General features: G+C 71.2%; 18 protein-coding genes. 5 read left to right on the top strand and 13 right to left on the bottom strand.

The genetic code is table 11. The features are described 5' to 3' along the window. Positions 1 to 2 precede the first annotated feature (2 nt). The 3 genes from ACWCSV_RS04295 to ACWCSV_RS04285 all read right to left on the bottom strand — a co-directional run bounded on the left by ACWCSV_RS04295 (position 3) and on the right by ACWCSV_RS04285 (position 3,128). Complete coding sequence (locus tag ACWCSV_RS04295) at positions 3 to 848, bottom strand: carbohydrate ABC transporter permease (protein WP_451138334.1); 846 nt, start codon at positions 846 to 848, stop codon at positions 3 to 5. Continuing rightward, positions 845 to 1,732, bottom strand: coding sequence for a carbohydrate ABC transporter permease (locus tag ACWCSV_RS04290; protein ID WP_451138649.1), 888 nt, complete (start codon positions 1,730 to 1,732; stop codon positions 845 to 847). Before ACWCSV_RS04290 ends, ACWCSV_RS04295 begins: the two co-directional genes overlap by 4 nt. Before the next feature lie 139 nt (positions 1,733 to 1,871). Then, positions 1,872 to 3,128: an extracellular solute-binding protein gene (locus ACWCSV_RS04285; RefSeq protein WP_451138332.1), complete on the bottom strand. Its 1,257-nt coding sequence runs from the start codon at positions 3,126 to 3,128 to the stop codon at positions 1,872 to 1,874. A gap of 192 nt (positions 3,129 to 3,320) precedes the next feature. On the opposite strand from ACWCSV_RS04285, the gene ACWCSV_RS04280 reads away from it, so the two are divergent. The 3 genes from ACWCSV_RS04280 (at position 3,321) to ACWCSV_RS04270 (ending at position 6,608) form a co-directional block, all read left to right on the top strand. After that, positions 3,321 to 4,154 carry a GntR family transcriptional regulator gene (locus tag ACWCSV_RS04280; RefSeq protein WP_451138330.1) on the top strand — a complete coding sequence of 278 codons (834 nt, stop codon included), beginning with the start codon at positions 3,321 to 3,323 and terminating at the stop codon, positions 4,152 to 4,154. A 155-nt stretch (positions 4,155 to 4,309) separates the two neighbouring features. Then, positions 4,310 to 5,473 carry a right-handed parallel beta-helix repeat-containing protein gene (locus tag ACWCSV_RS04275; RefSeq protein WP_451138328.1) on the top strand — a complete coding sequence of 388 codons (1,164 nt, stop codon included), beginning with the start codon at positions 4,310 to 4,312 and terminating at the stop codon, positions 5,471 to 5,473. Positions 5,474 to 5,507: 34 nt separating this feature from the next. Further along, positions 5,508 to 6,608, top strand: coding sequence for a methyltransferase (locus tag ACWCSV_RS04270; protein ID WP_451138326.1), 1,101 nt, complete (start codon positions 5,508 to 5,510; stop codon positions 6,606 to 6,608). A gap of 82 nt (positions 6,609 to 6,690) precedes the next feature. Here ACWCSV_RS04270 and ACWCSV_RS04265 read toward each other — a convergent pair whose 3' ends face one another. The 7 genes from ACWCSV_RS04265 to ACWCSV_RS04235 form a co-directional block, all read right to left on the bottom strand. Further along, a complete protein-coding gene (locus ACWCSV_RS04265; protein ID WP_451138324.1) occupies positions 6,691 to 7,011 on the bottom strand; it encodes a TcmI family type II polyketide cyclase in 321 nt (106 codons plus the stop codon). A 117-nt stretch (positions 7,012 to 7,128) separates the two neighbouring features. Further along, a complete protein-coding gene (locus ACWCSV_RS04260) occupies positions 7,129 to 7,608 on the bottom strand; it encodes an SRPBCC family protein (protein WP_451138322.1) in 480 nt (159 codons plus the stop codon). Position 7,609: 1 nt separating this feature from the next. Then, complete coding sequence (locus tag ACWCSV_RS04255; protein ID WP_327174252.1) at positions 7,610 to 7,867, bottom strand: acyl carrier protein; 258 nt, start codon at positions 7,865 to 7,867, stop codon at positions 7,610 to 7,612. Between the two features lie 16 nt (positions 7,868 to 7,883). Next, the gene (locus ACWCSV_RS04250) at positions 7,884 to 9,143 is read right to left on the bottom strand and encodes a ketosynthase chain-length factor (protein WP_451138320.1); all 1,260 of its coding nucleotides are present in this window, start codon (positions 9,141 to 9,143) and stop codon (positions 7,884 to 7,886) included. Next, the gene (locus tag ACWCSV_RS04245) at positions 9,140 to 10,408 is read right to left on the bottom strand and encodes a beta-ketoacyl-[acyl-carrier-protein] synthase family protein (protein ID WP_451138318.1); all 1,269 of its coding nucleotides are present in this window, start codon (positions 10,406 to 10,408) and stop codon (positions 9,140 to 9,142) included. Before ACWCSV_RS04245 ends, ACWCSV_RS04250 begins: the two co-directional genes overlap by 4 nt. Then, a complete protein-coding gene (locus ACWCSV_RS04240; protein WP_451138316.1) occupies positions 10,405 to 10,857 on the bottom strand; it encodes a cupin domain-containing protein in 453 nt (150 codons plus the stop codon). Before ACWCSV_RS04240 ends, ACWCSV_RS04245 begins: the two co-directional genes overlap by 4 nt. 71 nt (positions 10,858 to 10,928) lie before the next feature. Then, positions 10,929 to 12,047, bottom strand: coding sequence for a TcmI family type II polyketide cyclase (locus ACWCSV_RS04235; protein WP_451138314.1), 1,119 nt, complete (start codon positions 12,045 to 12,047; stop codon positions 10,929 to 10,931). A gap of 256 nt (positions 12,048 to 12,303) precedes the next feature. Between ACWCSV_RS04235 and ACWCSV_RS04230 the strand changes: the two genes are divergently transcribed. After that, positions 12,304 to 14,022, top strand: a complete 1,719-nt coding sequence (locus tag ACWCSV_RS04230; protein ID WP_451138312.1) for an FAD-dependent oxidoreductase — start codon at positions 12,304 to 12,306, stop codon at positions 14,020 to 14,022. Positions 14,023 to 14,121: 99 nt separating this feature from the next. Here the strand turns inward: ACWCSV_RS04230 and ACWCSV_RS04225 are convergent, their stop codons facing one another. Further along, positions 14,122 to 15,039: a class F sortase gene (locus tag ACWCSV_RS04225; protein WP_451138310.1), complete on the bottom strand. Its 918-nt coding sequence runs from the start codon at positions 15,037 to 15,039 to the stop codon at positions 14,122 to 14,124. A gap of 91 nt (positions 15,040 to 15,130) precedes the next feature. Continuing rightward, positions 15,131 to 15,628, bottom strand: a complete 498-nt coding sequence (locus tag ACWCSV_RS04220) for a sortase (protein ID WP_451138308.1) — start codon at positions 15,626 to 15,628, stop codon at positions 15,131 to 15,133. A 572-nt stretch (positions 15,629 to 16,200) separates the two neighbouring features. On the opposite strand from ACWCSV_RS04220, the gene ACWCSV_RS04215 reads away from it, so the two are divergent. Then, entirely contained in the window at positions 16,201 to 17,253 is a 1,053-nt protein-coding gene (locus ACWCSV_RS04215; RefSeq protein WP_451138306.1) for a glycoside hydrolase family 43 protein, read from the top strand. Between the two features lie 58 nt (positions 17,254 to 17,311). Here the strand turns inward: ACWCSV_RS04215 and ACWCSV_RS04210 are convergent, their stop codons facing one another. Next, positions 17,312 to 18,871, bottom strand: a complete 1,560-nt coding sequence (locus ACWCSV_RS04210; protein ID WP_451138304.1) for an alpha-L-arabinofuranosidase B — start codon at positions 18,869 to 18,871, stop codon at positions 17,312 to 17,314. Between the last annotated feature and the right edge of the window lie 330 nt (positions 18,872 to 19,201).

Genomic DNA, 19,201 nt, shown 5'->3' with positions numbered 1-19,201 from the left:
TCCTATCCCTTGACCGCGCCACCGGTCATACCGGTGGCGACCCGTCGCTGGAGAACGAGGAAGAGTACGAGGACGGGCAGCGCGAAGAGGGTGGAGGCGGCCATGGTGGCGCCCCAGTCGGTGCCGAAGACGTTCGAGAACGAGGAGAGCCAGACGGGCAGCGTCCGGTCGTCCTGGTTCTTGATGATCAGCATGTTGGCGAAGGCGAACTCGTTCCAGGCGGTGATGAAACCGAACAGGGAGGTGGCGAGCAGCCCCGGTGCCAGCAGCGGGAAGGTGACCCGGCGGAAGGCGGCGGCGCGGGTACAGCCGTCGACCTGGGCCGCCTCCTCCAGTTCGGCGGGGATGGCGGACAGGAAGCTCCTCAGGGTCACGATGGTGAACGGCAGCGTGATCATGAAGTAGACGAGGGTCAGGGTCGCGAGCCTGTCGAGCATGTCGGTGTCCCGGGCGATGACGTACATCGGGATCAGCAGCGCCTCCCACGGCGCGACCTGTGCGACGAACACCATGAGGACGAACCCCCGCCGGCCCTTCCATCGCATCCGGGCCACGGCGAACGCCGCACCGAGGGCGACGACGAGAGCCAGCAGCACACAGCCGCCCGTGACGAGGAGGCTGTTGCGCCAGAACGACCAGAATCCGTCGGCCGACACCGCGTCGGAGAAGTGCTCCAGCGTCAGCGAGGTGGGCAGGAACACCGGAGTCTCCGCCTGGATGTCCGGGGTCGGCTTGAAGGCGGTGAGGATCATCCAGTAGACGGGGAAGACACTGAGCGCGAAGACGGTCAGCGCCCCGGCGTTCAGGGGCAGTCCGCGCAGGGCCACGCGGGCGGGTCGGGCGCTCACAGCTCGGCCTCCTGTCGGAACATCTGGCGGAAGTAGAGGATCAGCGCGCCGACCAGGACGAGCACCGTGAGGGTGGCCGCCGCCGCCCCGAGGTCGTAGCGGTGCAGCGACTGGGCGACCTGGTAGGAGTAGACGGGCAGGGTGGTGGTCGCTCCGCCGGGCCCGCCCTTGGTGACGGCCCAGATCTGGGCGAAGCACCGGAAGACCCAGATGACTTCGAGGCTCAGTACCAGCCCGAAGATCGGCCGCAGGATCGGCAGTGTGACGGAGCGGAAGATCCGCCAGCCGCCGGCCCCGTCGATCCGGGCGGACTCGAAGAGCTCGGCCGGGACCGTGGTCAGCGCGGAGTGCAGGGTGACGGCGACGAACGGCACCGACTGCCACACCACCAGCAGCACCAGCACGGTAAAGGCGGCCGGGCCGTGCGCGAACCAGGAGTAGTTCTCGAAGGAGTCGAACCCCAGCCGGACCAGAAGCCAGTTGACCACCCCGAGCCGGGAGGCGAAGAGCCACTGGAAGACCGTGGTGGTGGCGATCACCGGACTGGCCCAGGCGAGCACCAGCCCCACGAGGACCAGGGTCCGCATCCGCTTGCCGAGCCGTTGCAGCATCAGCGCGACGCCGGTGCCGATCACCATGATGAGCGTGACGTTGACCGCGGTCCACCAGAGGGTGCGCCGGACCACCTGCCAGAACTCGCCGTCCCGCAGGATCGCGGAGTAGTTCTCCGGACCCGCGAAGTCCGCTTTTCCGCGGATCAGTTCCGCCATGCCGTAGTGCTGGAAGGAGATCAGCAGGTTACGGGCGAGGGGGTAGGCCAGCAGGAAGGCGAACCCGATCACGGTGGGGGCGATCAGCAGATACGGCCAGAGGGTGCCCGGCACGGTACGGCGGGGTCTGCCCGGCCCCCGGGCCGGGGGAGCGGCCTCCGGGGCGGCGGCCGGGGCGGCCGTTCCGGCCGCCGCCGGGCCGGGCCGGTCCGCGGTCCGGGTCACGCGCGGCCTCCCTCGGGCGTCGCCGGGCTCACGGGTTGAGGGTCTTGCTGATGGCGTCGGACGCGGCCTTCGCCGCCTTCGCCGGGTCGGACCCGGTGAGCACGGCCGTCATGTACTCCTTGATCGGGTTGGTCGCCTCGACGGCGGCCCACTCGGGGGAGTTGGGCGTGGCGCGCCCCTGCGCCGCGGCGGCGGCCATCGCCGCGTTGCCCTCGTCGCCCCCCAGCACACCGGCGAGCGAGGTCCGGTTGGGGACGTAGCTCATGGTCCGGGCCAGCTCGGTCTCCTCCTTCTCGCCGGCGAGCGCCGCGACCACCTCGTAAGCCGCTTCCTGATGGGCCGAGGCGACCGGGACGATGAGGTCGGAGCCGCCGGTGAAGGTCGCTCCCGGTTTGCCCGCCTCCTTGCCGGGGATCGGGAAGAAGCCGAGCTTGCCCGCGAGGGCGGGGTTGGCCTGCTCCACTATCCTGGCGCCGCCGGGTACGGCGATGATCTGGGCGACGTCGCCCTTGGCGAAGACGTCCGCCTGGGGCGGTTTGGCCTCGTCGGAGTCCTTGGGGCCCTGGCCCAGGGCCTGGAGCCGGCGGTAGAACTCCATGCCCCGCAGCGCCTCGGGGCTGTCGAGCGCGCCCCGCCACGTGCCGCCGTCCTTCACGGCGAGTTCGCCGCCCTCCTCCCAGACGAAGCCGGCCAGGGTGTACCAGTTCTGCCCGGGGAGGTAGATGCCCTGTGTCCCGCCCTTGTCGAGCTTCCCGGTGATCTCCAGCCACTCCTCCCGGGTCGTGGGCGGCGCGGTGATGCCTGCCTTCGCGAAGAGGTCCTTGTTGTAGATCACCACGCGGTTCGCCGCGTACCAGGGCACGCCGTACTGCTTCCCGTCGACCTTCCCCGGCTCCGCGAGGCCGGGCAGCCAGTCCGCCCCCCGCAACTCCGTCACCTTGTCGCTGAGATCGAGCACCCCGCCGCTCTGCGCGTACTGCGCGACCTGGGTGTTTCCCACCTCGATCACGTCCGGGGCGTCCTTGCTGGCGAGTGCGGCGGTGATCTTCTCGCCGATCCCGTCCCACTCCTGTATCTGGATGTCCAGCCGGATCTTGCCGTGCTGGGCCTCGAAGTCCTTCTCGAACCGCTGGAGATAGGCGTCGGAGACGCTGTCCTTCATGATCCACACGGTGAGATCGGTGGGCCCGTCCGACTGGCCGGACCCGGATGAGGAGTTGTCGCACGCGGTGAGCGCACAGATGGCCGCCAGGGCCACCGCGGCCGGGATGAAGCGGATCTTCACTGGATTCACCTCGAAAAGGAGTTGACCAATTGGTCAACTGGACAACGGCGTGGGTAGAAGGTGGCATAGACCAGTGATGGCGTCAACCCTCGATTTAATAAGGCCAGTTGAGTGCGTTGTACACTTCCGGGAGCCCCAACCATCGTTTACCACCGAACCAGTTGCCGATGAAGAGGCGGAGAGGCCGGATCCATGCAGAACAGCTCCTCGGGCTCGGGCGGCGTACTCAAACGCGAGCGGGTCCGCGAGCACCTCCTCGGCCTGATCGAGGTGCGCCGGCCCGGCGACGCGATCCCCTCGGAGCGCACGCTCAGCGCCGAACTCGGCGTCTCCCGGCCCACCCTGCGCGCGGCGGTGGACGAACTCGTCGCCACCGGGCAGCTCGTACGCGAACACGGACGAGGGATGTTCGTGGCCCCGGCCAAGATCACCCAGGAGCTGGCCCCGGACGACGCGGCCTTCGTGGTGCCGCAGGCGGCCGGCACCTGGTCCAGCAGGCTCCTGCGGCTCGACACGATCCGTGCGGGCGCGCGCATCGGCCGCAAGCTGCGGGTCTCGCCCGCGGCCGAGGTGGTCTACATCGCCCGGCTGCGTCTGGTCGACGGCTCACCGATGGCGATCGAGCACCTGCACATCCCGGCGGAGCTCGTCCCCTCCCTCACCCCGCAGGAACTGGAGGCGGGGGACCTCTACGACCATCTGCGCGAGCACCACCACGTCCACGTCGACCAGGCGGTCCAGTCGATCGAGCCGACCGTCATCAACGAGGCCGAGGCGGCGGTCCTGGACATCCCCGTCCTCTCGCCCGCCCTGCTGATCGAGCGCCTCACCACCGACACGGCGGGCCGGCCCGTCGAGTACGTCCACTCCCTCTACCGGGGCGACCGCTACCGCATCGTCTCCCGGCTGTCCCTCGGGAGCTCCGCCCCCCGTCCGCGCCCCGAGAGCCACCACCCGGGGATTCCGCCGGGGGACTTCGCGCACGGAGACATCATCACCTCGTCCACGACGGGAGACGCCCACTGATCGTCCACGGCGGGAGACGTGCGCGGGGCGGATCGCGTGCCGCGGGGCGGCCCGGCCGGGAGGAGTGGACGCCCGCGTAAGCCATTCAGGGGCGCGTTGTATCCACTCGCTCACCCTGCGTGGCGGCGGTGGTTGATCGCCCATAGCTTCGGCTCATGAGAACAAAACACATGAAATGCCTGGCGGGCGTCACCGCTGTCACGGCCACCGTTCTGGGGTTCTCGGCCGGCCCCACGGCAGCGTCCGGACACCACGAACACGTGGTGCACCCAGGAGAATCGATCCAGGAGGCGGTGGACGCCGCACACCCCGGCGACACCGTCGTCGTCCTGCCCGGCACCTACCGCGAGAGTGTGCTGATCACCACGCCGGGCCTGACGCTGCGCGGTACGGGCGAGCGCACGGTCATCGCCCCGCAGGCGGCGGAGACGGCCGGGACGACAGGGACGACGGAGGCGGCCGGGACGAAGCCCGCCAAGACCGCCGCGGGCCCCGCCGCCGCCAAGGGGCCGAGGGCGGTCAACGCCTGCGCCGCGGGCGGCAACGGCATCTGCGTCGTGGGCACCGAGGCGAACCCGGTCGACGGCGTCAGGATCCGCGCGCTGACCGTCTCCGGCTTCACGAAGACCGGCGTCTGGGCGTCCTGGACCGACGGGCTCTCCGTCCGCCGGGTGACCGCGCGTGACAACGGGACCTGGGGCATCGCCCAGGAGCGCTCGACCCGCGCCGACCTCCGGCACAACACCGCCACCGGCAACGGCGACGCGGGCATCTTCGTCGCGAACTCGGTCAGCGAGGAGGGCGGGGCGACCGACACGGACGGGACGGCCATCGCGGACAACTCCGTGAGCGGAAACCGCATCGGCGTCACCGTGCGCCGGGTCCGCAACCTCCGGATCGACGACAACACCGTCACAGGCAACTGCAGCGGGATCTTCGTCGTGGGCGACGAGTCCAAGCCCGCGGCCGGCGCGATGACGATCAGCGGCAACCGGATCGTGAAGAACAACAAGCTCTGCGCGGCCACCCCGCGCCTCTCCGCCATCCAGGGGTCCGGCATCGTCCTGACCGGCAGCGAGAGCACCGTCGTGCGCTCCAACCTCATTCAGGACAACGTCGGCACCACCGACTTCTCCGGCGGCATCCTGCTGTTCAAGAGCTTCGTGGGCGCGCTCAACACCGACAACACCGTCCAGGACAACCTCGTCAGCGGCAACAGCCCCGCCGACCTCGCCAACCGTGACACCTCGGGCACCGGCAACACCTTCACCGGCAACACCTGCGCCACCTCCGAGCCGGCCGGGATGTGCGCCGAATGACCACCCACCGCCGCACCAGGAGGAACGAGACGGCATGACCACCGTGAGCCCCACCCCCGAGACCAGCCCCGAGAAGGCCACCCTCACCGCCACCCTCGCCGGGCCCCAGACCCACGCCGGCGCCCCGGCCACGCCGCCCTCCATGCGTCTGCGCGAGCTCGCCTTCGGAGCGGCCTGCGCCGCGGCCGTACGAGCGGCGGCCCGGCTGGGCGTCGCCGACGCCCTCGGCGAGACCCCGGCCTCCGCCGCGGAGCTCGCCCTCGTGGTCGACGCGGAGCCCGTACCGCTCCAGCGCCTGCTGCGGGCGCTGACCTGCTACGGCGTCTTCGCCGAGACGGAGGACGGCAGGTTCGTCCACACGGACACGTCCCGACTGCTGCGCGAGGACGACCCGCACAGCCTGCGCTACATCTCCCTGTGGTGCACGGAGCCCTGGACCTGGGACGTCTGGCCGCGCCTCGACGACGCGGTGCGCTCCGGTACCAGCGTCTTCCCCGAGACGTTCGGCAAGGGCTTCTTCGACTACCTCCACCAGGACGCCGGCGAGTCCGCCCACGTGTTCAACCGTGCGATGACCACGTCCAGCGTGCAGTCCGCACGCGACGTCGCCGAACTCCTCGACCTGACGGGCGTCTCCTCGGTCGCCGACATCGGCGGCGGCCAGGGCCACGTGCTCGCCAGCCTGCTGGAGAAGCACCCCTCGGTCCAGGGAACCCTCATGGACCTGCCGGGCGTCGTGGCCCGTGCGGACGAGCGGCTGCGCGACGGCGGCCCGCTGGCCGGACGCGTCCGGATCGTGCCCGGCGACTGCCGCGAGGACATCCCCTTCGAGGTGGATCTCTACATCATCAAGAACATCCTCGAATGGGACGACGAGAGCACCCGCAGGACCCTGCGCAACGTGGTCGCCGCGGCCCGCCCGGGCGCCCGCGTGGTGATCATCGAGAACCTCGTCGACGACACCCCGTCCATGCGGTTCACCACCGCCATGGACCTGCTGCTCCTGCTCAACGTCGGGGGAGCGAAGCACACCCGGGAGAGCCTGCTCGGGCGCATGGCCGAGGCCGGCCTCCAGGTGGGCGAGGTCCACCCGGTCAACGCCTACCTCCACGCCTTCGAGTGCACCGTGCCGTAGGCCGGGGGTACCAGCGCGAATCGCCCCGGGTCCGGCACCGAAGTGCCGGACCCGGGGCGATTCGCCGTGCGGCGCCGGAACCCTACCGCTGCCACGTGTAGAACGGCTGGGCCATCGCGTCCTTCGGACCGCGCCAGGTCTGCGGGTCGTACGGGCTCACGAACGCGGTGAGCCGGTCGCTGATGGCCTTGAACTCCGGGTGCTCCGTCACCTTGGCGATCTCCGGGCCCGGCGGGCGGTCGGACTCGATCAGGTGCAGGTACACGTCGCCGAACTGGAACAGCGTGCGGCGGTGCACTCCGACGAGGTGGGGGAGGTCCGTGCCGTCCGAGGCCTCGAACAGCTTCGCGATGTCCGGAGCCGAACCCGGAGCCATCCGGGCGACGATCAGAGCGTGGTGCATCTGGCTGCCTTTCGGGGCGGGGTGTGAGGTGCTTCAGGGAGGTGAGCGGCCGAGGCGGTGACAGCACCGCGGCCGGGAAGGCTCACCGGATCGCGGCGAACTCTCCCGGCCGAGTGGCTAGCTGGCGGGTACCGAGGCGGAGCGGCGCTCGCGGTCACGCTGCTCGATCTTGTCGCGGATGAGCTCCATCTGGACGCGGGAGTTGCGGTTGATGTTGTCCGTCATCCACGCGTCGTCGACCGGGGCGTCCGGGCGCATCGCGAAGTCCTGCCGCCACAGCATCCGCGTACCGCCCTGGACCTCCGTGTACTCCCACCGGATGTCCATGTGCTGGAACGGGCCGGGCTCGACCCGCCGGGCCTGAACGTTGCGCCCCGGGCGGTCGGTGGTGCGCTCCGAGACCCAGCTCCAGATCTTGCCGTTGTCGTCGGGGTGCATGGTGAGGCGGAACGTCGTCTTCTGCCCCTCCCGCTCGATCACCTCGACCGCCGCGTACTCGCTGAACAGCTGCGGCCAGTTCTCCAGATCGTTCGTCGTCTCCCAGACCAGGTCCAGCGGAGCGGCGATGATGATCTCGTTCTCGGTGTGTCCGGACACGTCAGGCTCCTGTCACGAGGGTGTTGTTGACCAGGTCGAGGAACTCGGCGGGCGTCTTGCACTGGTCGGCGTCGGCCGGCAGCGCGTGGCCGTAGCGGTTCTCCAGCACGGCCACGATGCCGAGCAGACCGAGCGAGTCCAGGCCGTACTCCTCGAAGGCGGAGTCGGGGCGGCTCGCCATCTCCGACGGGTCGGCGGTCAGGCCTGCGCCGCTCTTCATCAGGGCGGACAGTTCTTCGTACGTCAGCGATGCGGTCATCGGGGACTACTCCTTCTCACAGCGGGGTGTCGGTGGGGCGGCGCAGCACCAGGGCCGAGTTCGACCCCATCAGGCCACGGCTCAGCACGAGCGCCGTGCGCAGTTCGGCGGGGCGCGCGCGCCCGGTGACCACGTCCAGGTCGTGGCACACGTCGAAGACGTTGGGCGTCGGCGGGATCAGACCGTGTTCCATGGCGAGCACGGCGGCCGCCGTGTCCAGCACCGGCGCACCGCAGTAGGCGCGCCCGATCCCGGTCTTGGGCGCCGTCACCGGCACCCGGCGTCCGTGCGCGCCGAGCGCGTCGGCGATCGCCAGCGCCTCGGCCCGGTCCGCCGAGGGCACACCGAGCGCGTCCGCGAAGACCACGTCGATCTCCTCCGGCGCGCAGCCGGCCTCCCGCAGCGCCCCTTCGATCGCGCGGGCCAGCCCCGCACGGGACTCCTCCCACCGCGACGCGCCGGTGAAGGTGGCGGCGTGACCGGCCAGTTCGGCCCGCACCCTGGCACCGCGTTCGAGGGCCACCGCCTCCTCCTCGACGACCAGCATGCCGCCGCCCTCGGCCGGGACGAATCCGCAGGCGTCCGCGGTGAACGGCCGGTAGGCGCGGGTGGGTTCGTCGCTGAGGCTGAGGTCGTCGTAGCCGAGCTGGCAGACGACCGAGTACGGCGCGAGCGGAGCCTCGGCCGCACCGACCACCACGGCGTCCGTGCCGCGCCGGATGGAACGCGCCGCGTGCATCAGCGCGTCCAGGCCGCCGGCCTCGTCGCTCGCCACGACGGCGCACGGCCCCTTGAAGCCGCCGCGGATCGAGATCTGACCGGTACTGGCCGCGTAGAACCAGGCGATGGACTGGTACGGCCCGACGTAGCGCGAGCCCTGCCCCCACAGCCGCTGGAGCTCGCGCTGGCCGAACTCACCGCCTCCCGAACCGGCGGCGGTGACCACGCCCACCTTGAACGGCGCGCCCTCGTAGTCGGCGCGCCCGAGCCGCGCGTCGCTCAGGGCGAGATCGGCGGCGGCCATGGCGTAATGCGTGAAGCGGTCGGTCTGGACGAGGAAGCGCTCCTCGATGAACGCGACCGGGTCGAAGTCCCTGACCTCGCCGGCGACCTTGAGCGGAAGGTTCTCGCAGCCCTCGCGGGAGACCAGGTCGAGGACGCTGACGCCTTCCTGGGTCTGCTTCCAGAAGGCGTTGGCGCCGGTCCCGTTGGGGGCGACGACCCCGATACCCGTGATGACGGAGGTGCGACGCGCGTCGGCTGCCCGAGTGCTCATGTGGTCCTCCCACCCGAGCGGGTCATGGCGACGGCGGACTGGAATCCCCCGAATCCGCTGCCGACCGAGAGCACGCTGCGCAGTTTCAGGGAGCGTGCGGTACGCGGTACGTAGTCGAGATCGCACTCGGGGTCCGCGGTCTCGTAGTTGGCCGTCGGCGGCACCGTCTGGTGCTTGAGGGCCAGGACGCACGCGGCGATCTCGATGGCTCCGATGGCGCCGAGCGAGTGGCCGACCATGGACTTGATCGAACTCATCGGCACCTTGTACGCGTGCGAGCCCAGGGCCCGCTTCACCGCGGCCGTCTCGTGCCGGTCGTTCTGCTTGGTGCCCGACCCGTGCGCGTTGACGTAGTCGACCTGCGATCCGTCGATCCGGGCGTGCGCCAGGGCGCTGTTGATGGCCTCGGCCATCTCCAGCCCCTCGGTGGTCAGCCCGGTCATGTGGTACGCGTTGCCGAAGGTGGCGTACCCCGAGATCTCGCAGTAGACGGTCGCCCCGCGGGCCCGTGCGTGTTCCAGCTCCTCCAGGACGAGGACGGCACCGCCCTCGCCCATCACGAACCCGTCCCGGCGCGCGTCGAACGGCCTGGAGGCGTGCTCCGGATCGTCGTTGTTCGCCGAGGTCGCCTTGATCGCGTCGAAGCAGGCCACCGTGATGGGGGTGATCGGGGTGTCGGACGCCCCCGCGATGCAGACGTCCACCCGGCCCTCCTCCACGGAGTGGAAGGCGTAGCCGATCGCGTCGAGGCCGGAGGTGCAGCCGGTGGAGACGGTCTGTACGGGCCCGTGCGCACCGACTTCCTCCGCGACCGCGGAGGCCAGGGTGCTCGGCGCGAACGCCCGTTCCAGGTGGGCGCCCGCCGACCGGTGGTCGACGTCCCACCGCGCGCCGCTCTCGCTGACCGCGACGTAGTCGTGCTCCAGGCGCGTGGTGCCGCCGACCGCCGTCCCGAGGGAGACCCCGATACGCCAGGGATCCTCCTTCTCCAGGTCGAGCCCGGCGTCGCCCAGCGCCTCCCTGGCGGCCACCAGCGCGAACTGGACGTACCGGTCGGAACGGGCGATCAGCTCCGCGTCCAGGCCGTGGGCGACGGGGTCGAAGTCGCATTCGGCGGCGATCCGCGAACGGAACTGCGACGGGTCGAACAGGGTGATGCCGCGCGTCGCCGTACGCCCGTTGGCGAGCAGGTCCCAGAACGCCGGGGCGCCGATCCCACCGGGTGCGACGACACCGACCCCGGTGACGGCCACGCGGCGGGTCATGAGGCCGCCCCCGTTCGTTCTGGCGGCGCTCCGCGCTCGGCCGTCTCCGGGGCGGCGGCGGCCTCGGTGACCTCGGTGTCCACGTGGCCGAGTTCCGGACGTGGGGCGAGCGGCCCCAGGTGGAAGACCATGCGCGCCTCCACGTCCCCCACGTTGCGGAAGCGGTGGCGGACGTGCGGCGGGATCAGCAGGCCCTGGTCGGGCCGCATGGGATACGTCTCGCCGTCCAGGTCCACCTCGAGGTGTCCCGCCACGACGTACACGAACTCCTCGGAGTAGGGGTGGTAGTGCTCGCCGATCCGGTCACCCGGTTCGACGAGGGCCAGCCCCATGAAGCCGCTGGTGGCGCCGACCGCGGTCGGGGTGAGCAGGGCGCGCAGGTCACCGCCGCGCCGGCGGTTGGGCTGGGTCTCGCTGAGATCCACGATGCGATGCCGGTGGATGGTCATGGCTGCTTTTCTCCAGGCACGTTGGGAGGTGTGACGGCAGGCCGGGGCCGGCCCCCGTTGCCGGTGACGCGTCAGGACTCGGCGGACCGGCGGTCGGTGATCAGGCTCATCTCGGCCTGGGCGAGGAAGCGCACGGCCTCCTGGTCGTTCGTCGGCACTGTCTGCACACCGCCGTCGAGCAGCCGGTCGAGCACGGCCGCCTTGCGGTCGCCACCGATGCCCAGCGCCTGCGTGGGCTGCGCGTCGAGCGGGCCGATCACTTCGACGAGCCGCACCACGACGTCGTCGCGCTGGAAGATCGTGCTGCTCTCGATGGGGCTCGCGACGTCGTCCGCGTTCTCCTCGTCCTGGCCGGCGAGCAGCCGGGCCAGCGCCATCCCGCAGCCCTCCTTGGCCTGGTAGAACAGCGCGTGCCGCTGGACGTCCGCGGCACTGTGGCGGCCCGCCGTCACGTGGTGGACGGTCGGCAGCGCCGCCCGGGTGAAGAACATCCGGGCGGAGTCGGGGTCGCTCAGGTCCCGGTCCTGCTCCAGGTACGGGTTGATGGCCTCCTCGACGGCCCTGACCTCGGGCTGGCGGGAGACGTGACGCAGGGCCGCCATCAGGTCGCCCTCGATCTCGACGGCCCGCACGACGCGGTTCCCGTGCATGAAGAGCGAGGTACGGCGCAGCCGGGTGTTCTCGTTGACGCGGGCCTGCGGCGAGTCGTAGTCGGCGAGGATCTTCGCGACCATCTCCTCGGTGCCCGGCTTCACCGTGAAGGTGAGCGCGTGGCGCACGACGCCGTCGCCCAGGCGCGGCGCGGCCTGGAGGCGGCCCCGGAGCGGCTCGGGGGTGGACTCGAACGCGGCCCCGGTCTCCCGCAGCACGCTGAAGCGCAGCGAACGGGTGTCGCGCACGCAGCTGTGCAGCGGCTGCACCGTCGCCACGTGCTCCTCGCTGTTCACCCAGGCGAGGAAGGGGGGCGCGCTCTCCCACTCACTGGTGATGAGCCACTGGGAGGGGTTCTCGATGGACTGGCACAGCTGGTCGCTGATGTGTCCCGGGATCGAGGCGACCTGGTTGCGCATGTGCTCGTACGCCTCCAGGAACTGGTTCTGGGCGCCGTCGTGCAGGTCAAGGAGCAGTATGACCCGGAGCCTCGAACCGTCGAAGGCGGACTGGGATACCCGTTCCGAGAGGATTGTCATCGCTTCTGTTCTCCTGTCCCGTTCCCGCCCGTCGTGGGCCGGTTTCGGTGAAGTCGCGCAGGTCCCTGCCTGCCGGTGGGTGGCGTGCCGCCCCGTGCGGCGCGCGCACTGCTCCCCGCGACCGATCGTGGAACGCTGGTACGGGCGGCGCCAGATTTATGAACCGTTCAGGTGAGGCGGCGGCACAAGCCCCGCCCAACCCCTCCGACCAGGGCATGGACAGTGCGTCCCCCTGCGTCCGAGCTGGAGCGATCGAATGAACGAAAGCGTCGACCACCGCGTGCCGGTCCTCATCGTGGGCGGCTCCCTGGTGGGGTTGTCCACCTCTCTCTTCCTGAGCCGGCTCGGCGTCGACCACCTCTTGGTGGAGAAACACCGCAGCACCTCGACCCACCCCCGCGGCCGGGGCAACAACGTCCGCACGATGGAGGTGTTCCGCGCCGCCGGCGCCGAGCAGCTGATCCGCGACGCGGCCTCCGTCCTCGCCGACAACCACGGCATCCTGCAGGCCGGTTCACTCACCGGTGACGACCAGGAATGGCTCTTCAAGGAGATCGACCCGGGCAATGGCCTCGCCCGGTTCAGCCCGAGCGGCTGGTGTCTGTGCAGCCAGAACGACCTGGAACCCGTCCTCGTCGACCACGCCCGCGACCAGGGCAGCGAACTGCGGTTCTCCACCGAACTGCTCACCTTCGAGCAGGACGCGGACGGGGTCACCGCCGTCGTGAAGGACCGGGAGACCGGGGAGCACGCCACGGTGCGCGCCGACTACCTGGTCGCCGCCGACGGCCCCCGCAGCCCGATCCGCGAGCAGCTGGGCATCGGCCAGACGGGCCCGGGAGACCTCTTCCACAACGTCAGCATCACCTTCCGCTCCCGCCGCCTCGCCTCCGTGGTGGGGGACCGGCGCTTCATCGTCTGCTACCTCACCGACCCGGCGGCGGACGGGGCGTTGCTGCCGGTCGACAACGAGGAGCGGTGGGTCTTCCACGCGCCGTGGCAGCCCGACCGGGGCGAAACGCTGGAGGACTTCACCGACGAACGGTGCGCCGAGCACATCCGCCGGGCGGTCGGGGACCCGGAACTCGACGTCGAGATCACCGGCAAGGCCCCCTGGCACGCGGCCGAGCGGGTCGCCGAACGGTACGCCTCCGGCCGGGTCTTCCTGGCCGGCGACTCCGCCCACGAGATGTCCCCCACCGGGGCGTTCGGCTCGAACACCGGCATCCAGGACGCCCACAACCTGGCGTGGAAGCTCGCCGCCGTGGTCGGCGGAGCGGCGGGCCCGGAACTCCTGGACACGTACGAGGCGGAGCGGCTCCCGGTGGCCAGGGCCACCAGCGCGCGCGCCTCGGCCCGCTCGGGCGAGCACAGCCACCCGGGGTACGCCGGGCCGCCCGCGGGCCAGGGCGGTCCGGGGGGACCCGGGGGTGCCGGCCGACCCGGTGGCCCCGGCGGGCAGGGCGGTCCCGGTGGCCAGGGCGGCCCCGGTGGTGGCCGGCAGGGCGGGATGCTCTCCGTCGCCCTCGGCTACCGCTACGTGCGCGGAGCGGTCCTGGGGGCCGACCCGGACCTCCCGGTCGTGCCCGAGGGCGTCGGTCTGACGGGCGAGCCCGGCACCCGCGCCCCGCACATGTGGCTCGGCCGCGACGGTGAGCGGGTGTCGACGCTGGACCTCTACGAGCAGGCGTTCGTCCTGCTCTGCGACGAGAACAGCCCGGAGTGGCGCGGCGCGGCCCGCCACGTGGCGAAGCGACTGGGCATCCGGCTGGACGCCTTCACCGTCGGGTCCGGCACGGAGGCGGATCTGCGGTCCGAGGACGGTGCCGACTGGGCAGCCGTCCACGGCACGTCCGCCGAAGGCGCCGTACTGGTACGCCCCGACGGATTCGTCGCCTGGCGCACACCGAACGCGGCGCCGGACCCGGAGACGGCGCTGCACGGGGTCATGACGGCTCTGCTCCACCGGACCTGATCCACGAACACCGCACACACCGAACAACGATCCCCGGCGGGCCCTCGGGCCGCCGGGGATCAGTGCGTTGCCGCCCCATGTCTTCTTCCTGCGCGGCCGTCAGCGCGAACCGGTCAGCGCGGCGAAGACCACGACGTTCTCCTGGTAGCCGGACCCCTTGTCGTACTCGCCGCCGCAGGTGATCACCCGCAGCTCGGGCCGGTCCGAGGGGCCGTAGACCTTCTCGTCCGGGAAGTCCTTCTTGCTGTAGGCCTCCACGGCGTACACCGTGAACACGGCGGTGCTCCGGTCGGCCCGGACGATCTCGACGGTGGCGCCCTTGCGCAAGGACCCCAGCAGGAAGAAGACGCCGGGCCCGAGCCTGGTGTCCACATGCCCGGTCGTGATGGCGGTGCCCACCGAGCCCGGCACCGTCCCGTCGGCGTACCAGCCGCTGAGCACCGGGTTGTTGTCGGGCGGCGGTGTCAGAGCGCCTGACGCGTCGAGGCCCAGTTTCATCATGGGCGAGTCCACCTTGAGCACGGGAATCCGCAGGCGTACCGGCGGGGACGGAGAGAGCGGCGGTACGGCGGGGGCCGCCGGGGGCGTGAGGCCGGGCAGCGGACGTCCGGAAGCGGGGGCGGGCCCCGCCGCACGGGCCGGGGCGGGACTCGCCGGCGGGGGCCGCAGGGGCGCCGGCCGGACCGGCGGCCGGGGGAGGAGCACCGGCGGCGCGGAGGGGCGGCGTACGAGGGAGGGCGGCAGGCGCACCGGATACCGCGAGGCCATGTACACCGGGCCCGCGGGGGCGGAGACCGGGGGCGCGGCGGCGGGCGGCGGGGCGGAGGACGGGACGGCGGACCGGGCCGCGGAGGGCAGCGGGGGTGCGGCCACGGCCGGCGGGTCGGGCGGCTGCGGCGGCCGGTCGTCCCGCAGTCCGCTGACCACCAGTACGGTACCCGCCACCACGGCCCAGACCAGGTGTTTGGACGCCGGGAACGACTGGGGCGACGTACTGGTACTGCGCCCGGTTTCCATCGCGTGTCCTTTGCTCGCGGCGGGTGGGGTGGTACGGCCGCGCGCCCCGGAGCACGGCGGGATACGGGGCGCGCGGACGAGCGGCGTACGGTCAGCCGCGGGCCGACGCCGCCCGGCGGCGCATCCTGTACACGGCCCCGGCCGCCGCTCCGGCGAGCAGCAGGGAACCCGCGGCGAGCTGCGCGCCGTGGTTCACCGGGACGCTGAATCCGGCGGCCACCCCGCCGCTGGGCGTACGGTCGGCGATCCGGTACGTGTCCGTCATCTGGATGCGCGGGGGGCACTTCACGGTGACCGTGTCGGTACCCGGCCTGGCGTCGTCCGGCACCTCGAACTCGCCGACGAGCACCCCCTTGCGCTCGCCCTCGAAGAGGTGGAACGCGCCCGCGGCCTCCGAGGTCCCCTTGCCGTAGGTCTCCTTGCCGCAGGCCCGGGTGGAGACGGTGACCAGCGAACCGGGGGAGGCGCTCCGCGGGCTGATACGAATGGTCTGCTCACCGGCGGGGTCCGCGGCCACGGCGGCGGGGGAAGCGAGGGCCAGCAGGCCTACGGCCAGACAGATACCCGCGCCGGTGCGTGTGTTGCGCATGAGGTTCCTCCATCGACAGCGTGGCCCGGCCGGACTGCGCGGCTCCTCCGCTGTGCTCCGCGTCCGAGGCAACCGACACTCCGTCACGCCCGCAACACGGAGATCGGCCCCGCCTGTCACCCGGTCAGGCCCGGCATTCCGGCTCGGCGTGTCCGTTTGCGCAGGTCATCCTCTTCCCAGGAAGGGCGAGCGAGGCGGCTGCCCCCGGACGGCGAACGGGCTAAGAGGGGCCGGTGCCGGGTCCCGGTGGTTGAACGGGCGGGCGACGTGCCTGCGACCGGTGTCCGACGACCCGACAGCTGATGGCCCGTGGGACCAAGCGGCCGAGCCCCCGGTCGTACTTATTGACATGTGCAGAACCATTCTTGATGCTGTGAGAGCGCTCTCAGCCGGGGACCGGTGAGTGGGGGAGCTCGGTGGTGGGGGAGTTCGACGGCCGGTACCGCCCCTGCGGCGTCCTCCGAAGCGGTCCCGGCCGGATGCCGCGCGCGGTCCGGCGTTCCCCGGCCGGTCCCCGGCGGTGTCGAAACGGAGGCGAACCGTGGAACGGGACCATGAATCCAATCCGCCGAATGTACGGCCTTGCCGCCCTTGTTCTCGCAGGGGTGCTCACGGCCGTGATGTCCGTGTCGTCGGCACAGCCCGCCCGGGCTTCCCAGACGACCATGCGGGCCGCCGACCCGAGTGTGATCCGGGTCGACTCCACCTATGTCTCCGTGCAGTCGACCGGCGGTGGCGTCGCCGTGCGCCAGGCGTCGTCGACGGCCGCCCTGGCGTCCGCACCCGCACGGCAGGTCTGGTCCGACACCCGGGGCCTCGGTGAGGTCTGGGCCCCGGAGCTCGTACGGGACGGCGGCCGGTACTACATCTACTTCACGGCCGGAACCGGCGCCGCGCACCGGATGTACGTGATCAGCTCGGCGGCCCCCGACAGCGGGTACACCGCCGAGACCCAACTCGCGCTGCCCGACAACAAATGGGCCATCGACGGCACCATGTTCACCTTCAACGGGCAGCGCTGGTTCGTCTGGTCCGGCTGGGCCGGCGACACCAACGTCGAGCAGAACCTCTACATCGCCAGGATGAGCGGCCCCACCACGCCGACCGGCGCGCGCTACGTCATCTCGCAGCCCCGGGAGAGCTGGGAGCGGGTCGTCGGCAACCCGTTCATCAACGAGGCACCCGAGGCGATCAAGGACCCGAACGGTCAGCTGCACATCGTCTACTCCGCCAACGGCAGCTGGAGCGACCAGTACTGCCTGGGCGAACTGCGGCTGCGGGCCGGTGGCGACCCGACGTACGTATGGGACTGGTACAAGTCGAACGGGTGCCTGTTCGGATCCGCCGGCGCGACGATGATGGCCGGATGGGATCCCACCCAGCAGGTGAACGGGCCCGGGCACCACAGCTTCGTACTGCTGGACGGTGACATCAACACCAGCCCGCCGGCGGGACCGCGGTTCCCGCTGATGTTCCACGCGGTGCCGAAGGGGACGGCCTACTCGTGGGGCAACCGGTACTGGTACACCGGGACCTTCTGCTGGTGGGGCGGTACGACCTACAGCCGCGCGAACGTTCCCGGAGCGACCTCGGACACCGGCTGGAGCCTCAAGTTCTTCGAGTGAGACACGGAGGAGCGCGGGCGGCCGCCCTCGGGGGTGGCCGCCCGCGCACTTCCCGGGATCAGGGAGTCCAGGCGGTGACGACCGCCCAGCTGACGTCGTCGGGCCAGAGCGCCGTCGCGTCGAAGGTGTTGGAGCCGCCGTTGGAGGCGACGTATCCGACGTTGGAGAAGTGGCGGACGTAGCGGTCGGCGAAGTTGTACGAGACCAGCGAGTTGCCCTGGCCGTTCACGCCGGCCTGCGAGCAGAAGGTGGCGTCGTTGGCGAACAGCGCGGTGGAGTCGTTGGCGTGCAGATAGAGCTGGTAGTTCTGGTGCCGCAGATAGCTGCCCGGCGTGTTCTTCGACTCGAAGGAGCGGCAGGAGCTGTTGGCCAGGCCCGGCCGCACGACCCAGGAGGCGTTCGCCTTGTCGGTCGCGGAGCTGGCGGAGGAGACCACCGCGGTGTTGACGTTCGCGCCGGAGTGGCTGAGGTAGCTGGTGGTGCAGCAGGACGTGGTCGCCCGGAGCGAGACGGACGAGCCGGAGTTGAGGGCGGTCCCGCCACTCGAACCCTGCGTGTACCCGGCCGCGACGATGTTGGCCTGGACGGCGTTCTCGGTCGCGTCGGTGGGATAGCCGGAGGTCATGACGCCCTCGTAGAAGGTGCCGGCGGCGCTGACGCTGTTGTCGCCGCCGATGCCGAGGATGATCGCGCCCTCCTTCTTCATCGGGTTGTAGCCGGAGGCGTTCGGCCGGACCCCGTTGTAGTAGGTGGAGAGCGAGCCGGACTGGGCGTTGCCCGCGCGGATGGACCAGTGGTTCGGCTCGCCCTTGACGATCGCGGTGAGGAAGCGGTGGTTCACCGTCGGGTCGCCCGCGTTGTTGCCGGTGTTCACGCCGGAGAACAGCCCGTTCTCCAGGTCCGCCATCACCCAGGGACCATTGCCCGCACCCGAGCCCCAGCCCCGGCTGTTGCCGAAGTAGATGGCCTCCATGGTGCCGTTGCCGTTGTCGAGGCTGTTGGTCTCCGCGTTGCCGTAGTCGAAGCAGCAGCCGTCGTTGTAGTGCGTGCCGTCGAGGATCGCGTACATGCCCTCGGGCTTGTCGCCGGTCGCGATCCCGTTCGTCGCGTTGTTGCGGTAGCCGGTTCCCGGCGAGACGAAGACCCCGTAGGCGCGGTTGCCGTTGAGGTTGACCGGCGCCATCGTGGCGTTCGCGAGCTTGTCGTAGCCGCCCGACGCCGGGCCGCTGAACCCGCCCGGAGGGGCCTGGGTGAGGCGGTTGTTGCGGCCCGTCTGGTCGTAGATGACCGTGATGACGCAGCTGGTCCCGGCGCAGAACGAGTCCTGCGCGGCGGCGTTGGCGTACCCGCCGGCGCTGAGGACCCCGATGTCACGCGTGGTGTTGTCCGAGGCGCGGCGCACCTGGTACAGCGCCCCGTTGTAGGAGCCGTACAGGGCGCGGGTGGTGCTGTGCGCGGCGACGCACGGCGTGCCGCCGGCGGCGTACAGGTCGCAGGGCTGTGACGTCGCGGCCTGGGAGGCAGTGGTGCCCGTCAGGGCCCCCGCGACGAGCACGGCGGCCAAGGCCCCCGTCAGCGCGGCGGCGCGGCGTCGGAGTGCGGAGCGGAGTCCTTTCATTCCTTTCGTTCCTTTCATCGCTGTCCTCGATTCGGTGGTGGGCTTCGGGAGACACGCATGCGGAGGTGAGGGCATGCGGGGACGCGCCGTGGCGCGGCGTTCTGCGGGGGTGCGGGGAGGGGCGGTGCGCGGGGAGGCCGGCAGCAGGCCCTGTGTGTGACGGGTGGGGGGTTTGCCGAGGCGCGGATCCGGGCCGGGAGCGTGCGGGGTCGGCCGCCGGACAGGGCTGGGCCGTCCGGCGGTGCGGGGGTGCGCGGGTACGACGAGGTGGCCGCGCCGCACGAGGAAATCGAGCGGCGGGAGGAAGTGGATCCTTGCGTTATTGCAGGT

It is taken from the genome of Streptomyces sp. NPDC001770 (assembly GCF_053596135.1).
Note: the sequence above shows the minus strand (reverse complement) of the source record. Positions and strands in the feature narration are given on the sequence as shown.

Bases quoted from the DNA above. Each gene is read 5' to 3' on its own strand.
- ACWCSV_RS04240 (WP_451138316.1), bottom strand. From the start codon at position 10,857: ATGACCATCCACCGGCATCGCATCGTGGATCTCAGCGAGACCCAGCCC.
- ACWCSV_RS04215 (WP_451138306.1), top strand. From the start codon at position 16,201: ATGTACGGCCTTGCCGCCCTTGTTCTCGCAGGGGTGCTCACGGCCGTG.
- ACWCSV_RS04225 (WP_451138310.1), bottom strand. From the start codon at position 15,039: ATGGAAACCGGGCGCAGTACCAGTACGTCGCCCCAGTCGTTCCCGGCG.
- ACWCSV_RS04270 (WP_451138326.1), top strand. From the start codon at position 5,508: ATGACCACCGTGAGCCCCACCCCCGAGACCAGCCCCGAGAAGGCCACC.
- ACWCSV_RS04265 (WP_451138324.1), bottom strand. From the start codon at position 7,011: ATGCACCACGCTCTGATCGTCGCCCGGATGGCTCCGGGTTCGGCTCCG.
- ACWCSV_RS04245 (WP_451138318.1), bottom strand. From the start codon at position 10,408: ATGACCCGCCGCGTGGCCGTCACCGGGGTCGGTGTCGTCGCACCCGGT.
- ACWCSV_RS04250 (WP_451138320.1), bottom strand. From the start codon at position 9,143: ATGAGCACTCGGGCAGCCGACGCGCGTCGCACCTCCGTCATCACGGGT.
- ACWCSV_RS04230 (WP_451138312.1), top strand. From the start codon at position 12,304: ATGAACGAAAGCGTCGACCACCGCGTGCCGGTCCTCATCGTGGGCGGC.
- ACWCSV_RS04235 (WP_451138314.1), bottom strand. From the start codon at position 12,047: ATGACAATCCTCTCGGAACGGGTATCCCAGTCCGCCTTCGACGGTTCG.
- ACWCSV_RS04255 (WP_327174252.1), bottom strand. From the start codon at position 7,867: ATGACCGCATCGCTGACGTACGAAGAACTGTCCGCCCTGATGAAGAGC.
- ACWCSV_RS04210 (WP_451138304.1), bottom strand. From the start codon at position 18,871: ATGAAAGGACTCCGCTCCGCACTCCGACGCCGCGCCGCCGCGCTGACG.
- ACWCSV_RS04275 (WP_451138328.1), top strand. From the start codon at position 4,310: ATGAGAACAAAACACATGAAATGCCTGGCGGGCGTCACCGCTGTCACG.
- ACWCSV_RS04220 (WP_451138308.1), bottom strand. From the start codon at position 15,628: ATGCGCAACACACGCACCGGCGCGGGTATCTGTCTGGCCGTAGGCCTG.
- ACWCSV_RS04280 (WP_451138330.1), top strand. From the start codon at position 3,321: ATGCAGAACAGCTCCTCGGGCTCGGGCGGCGTACTCAAACGCGAGCGG.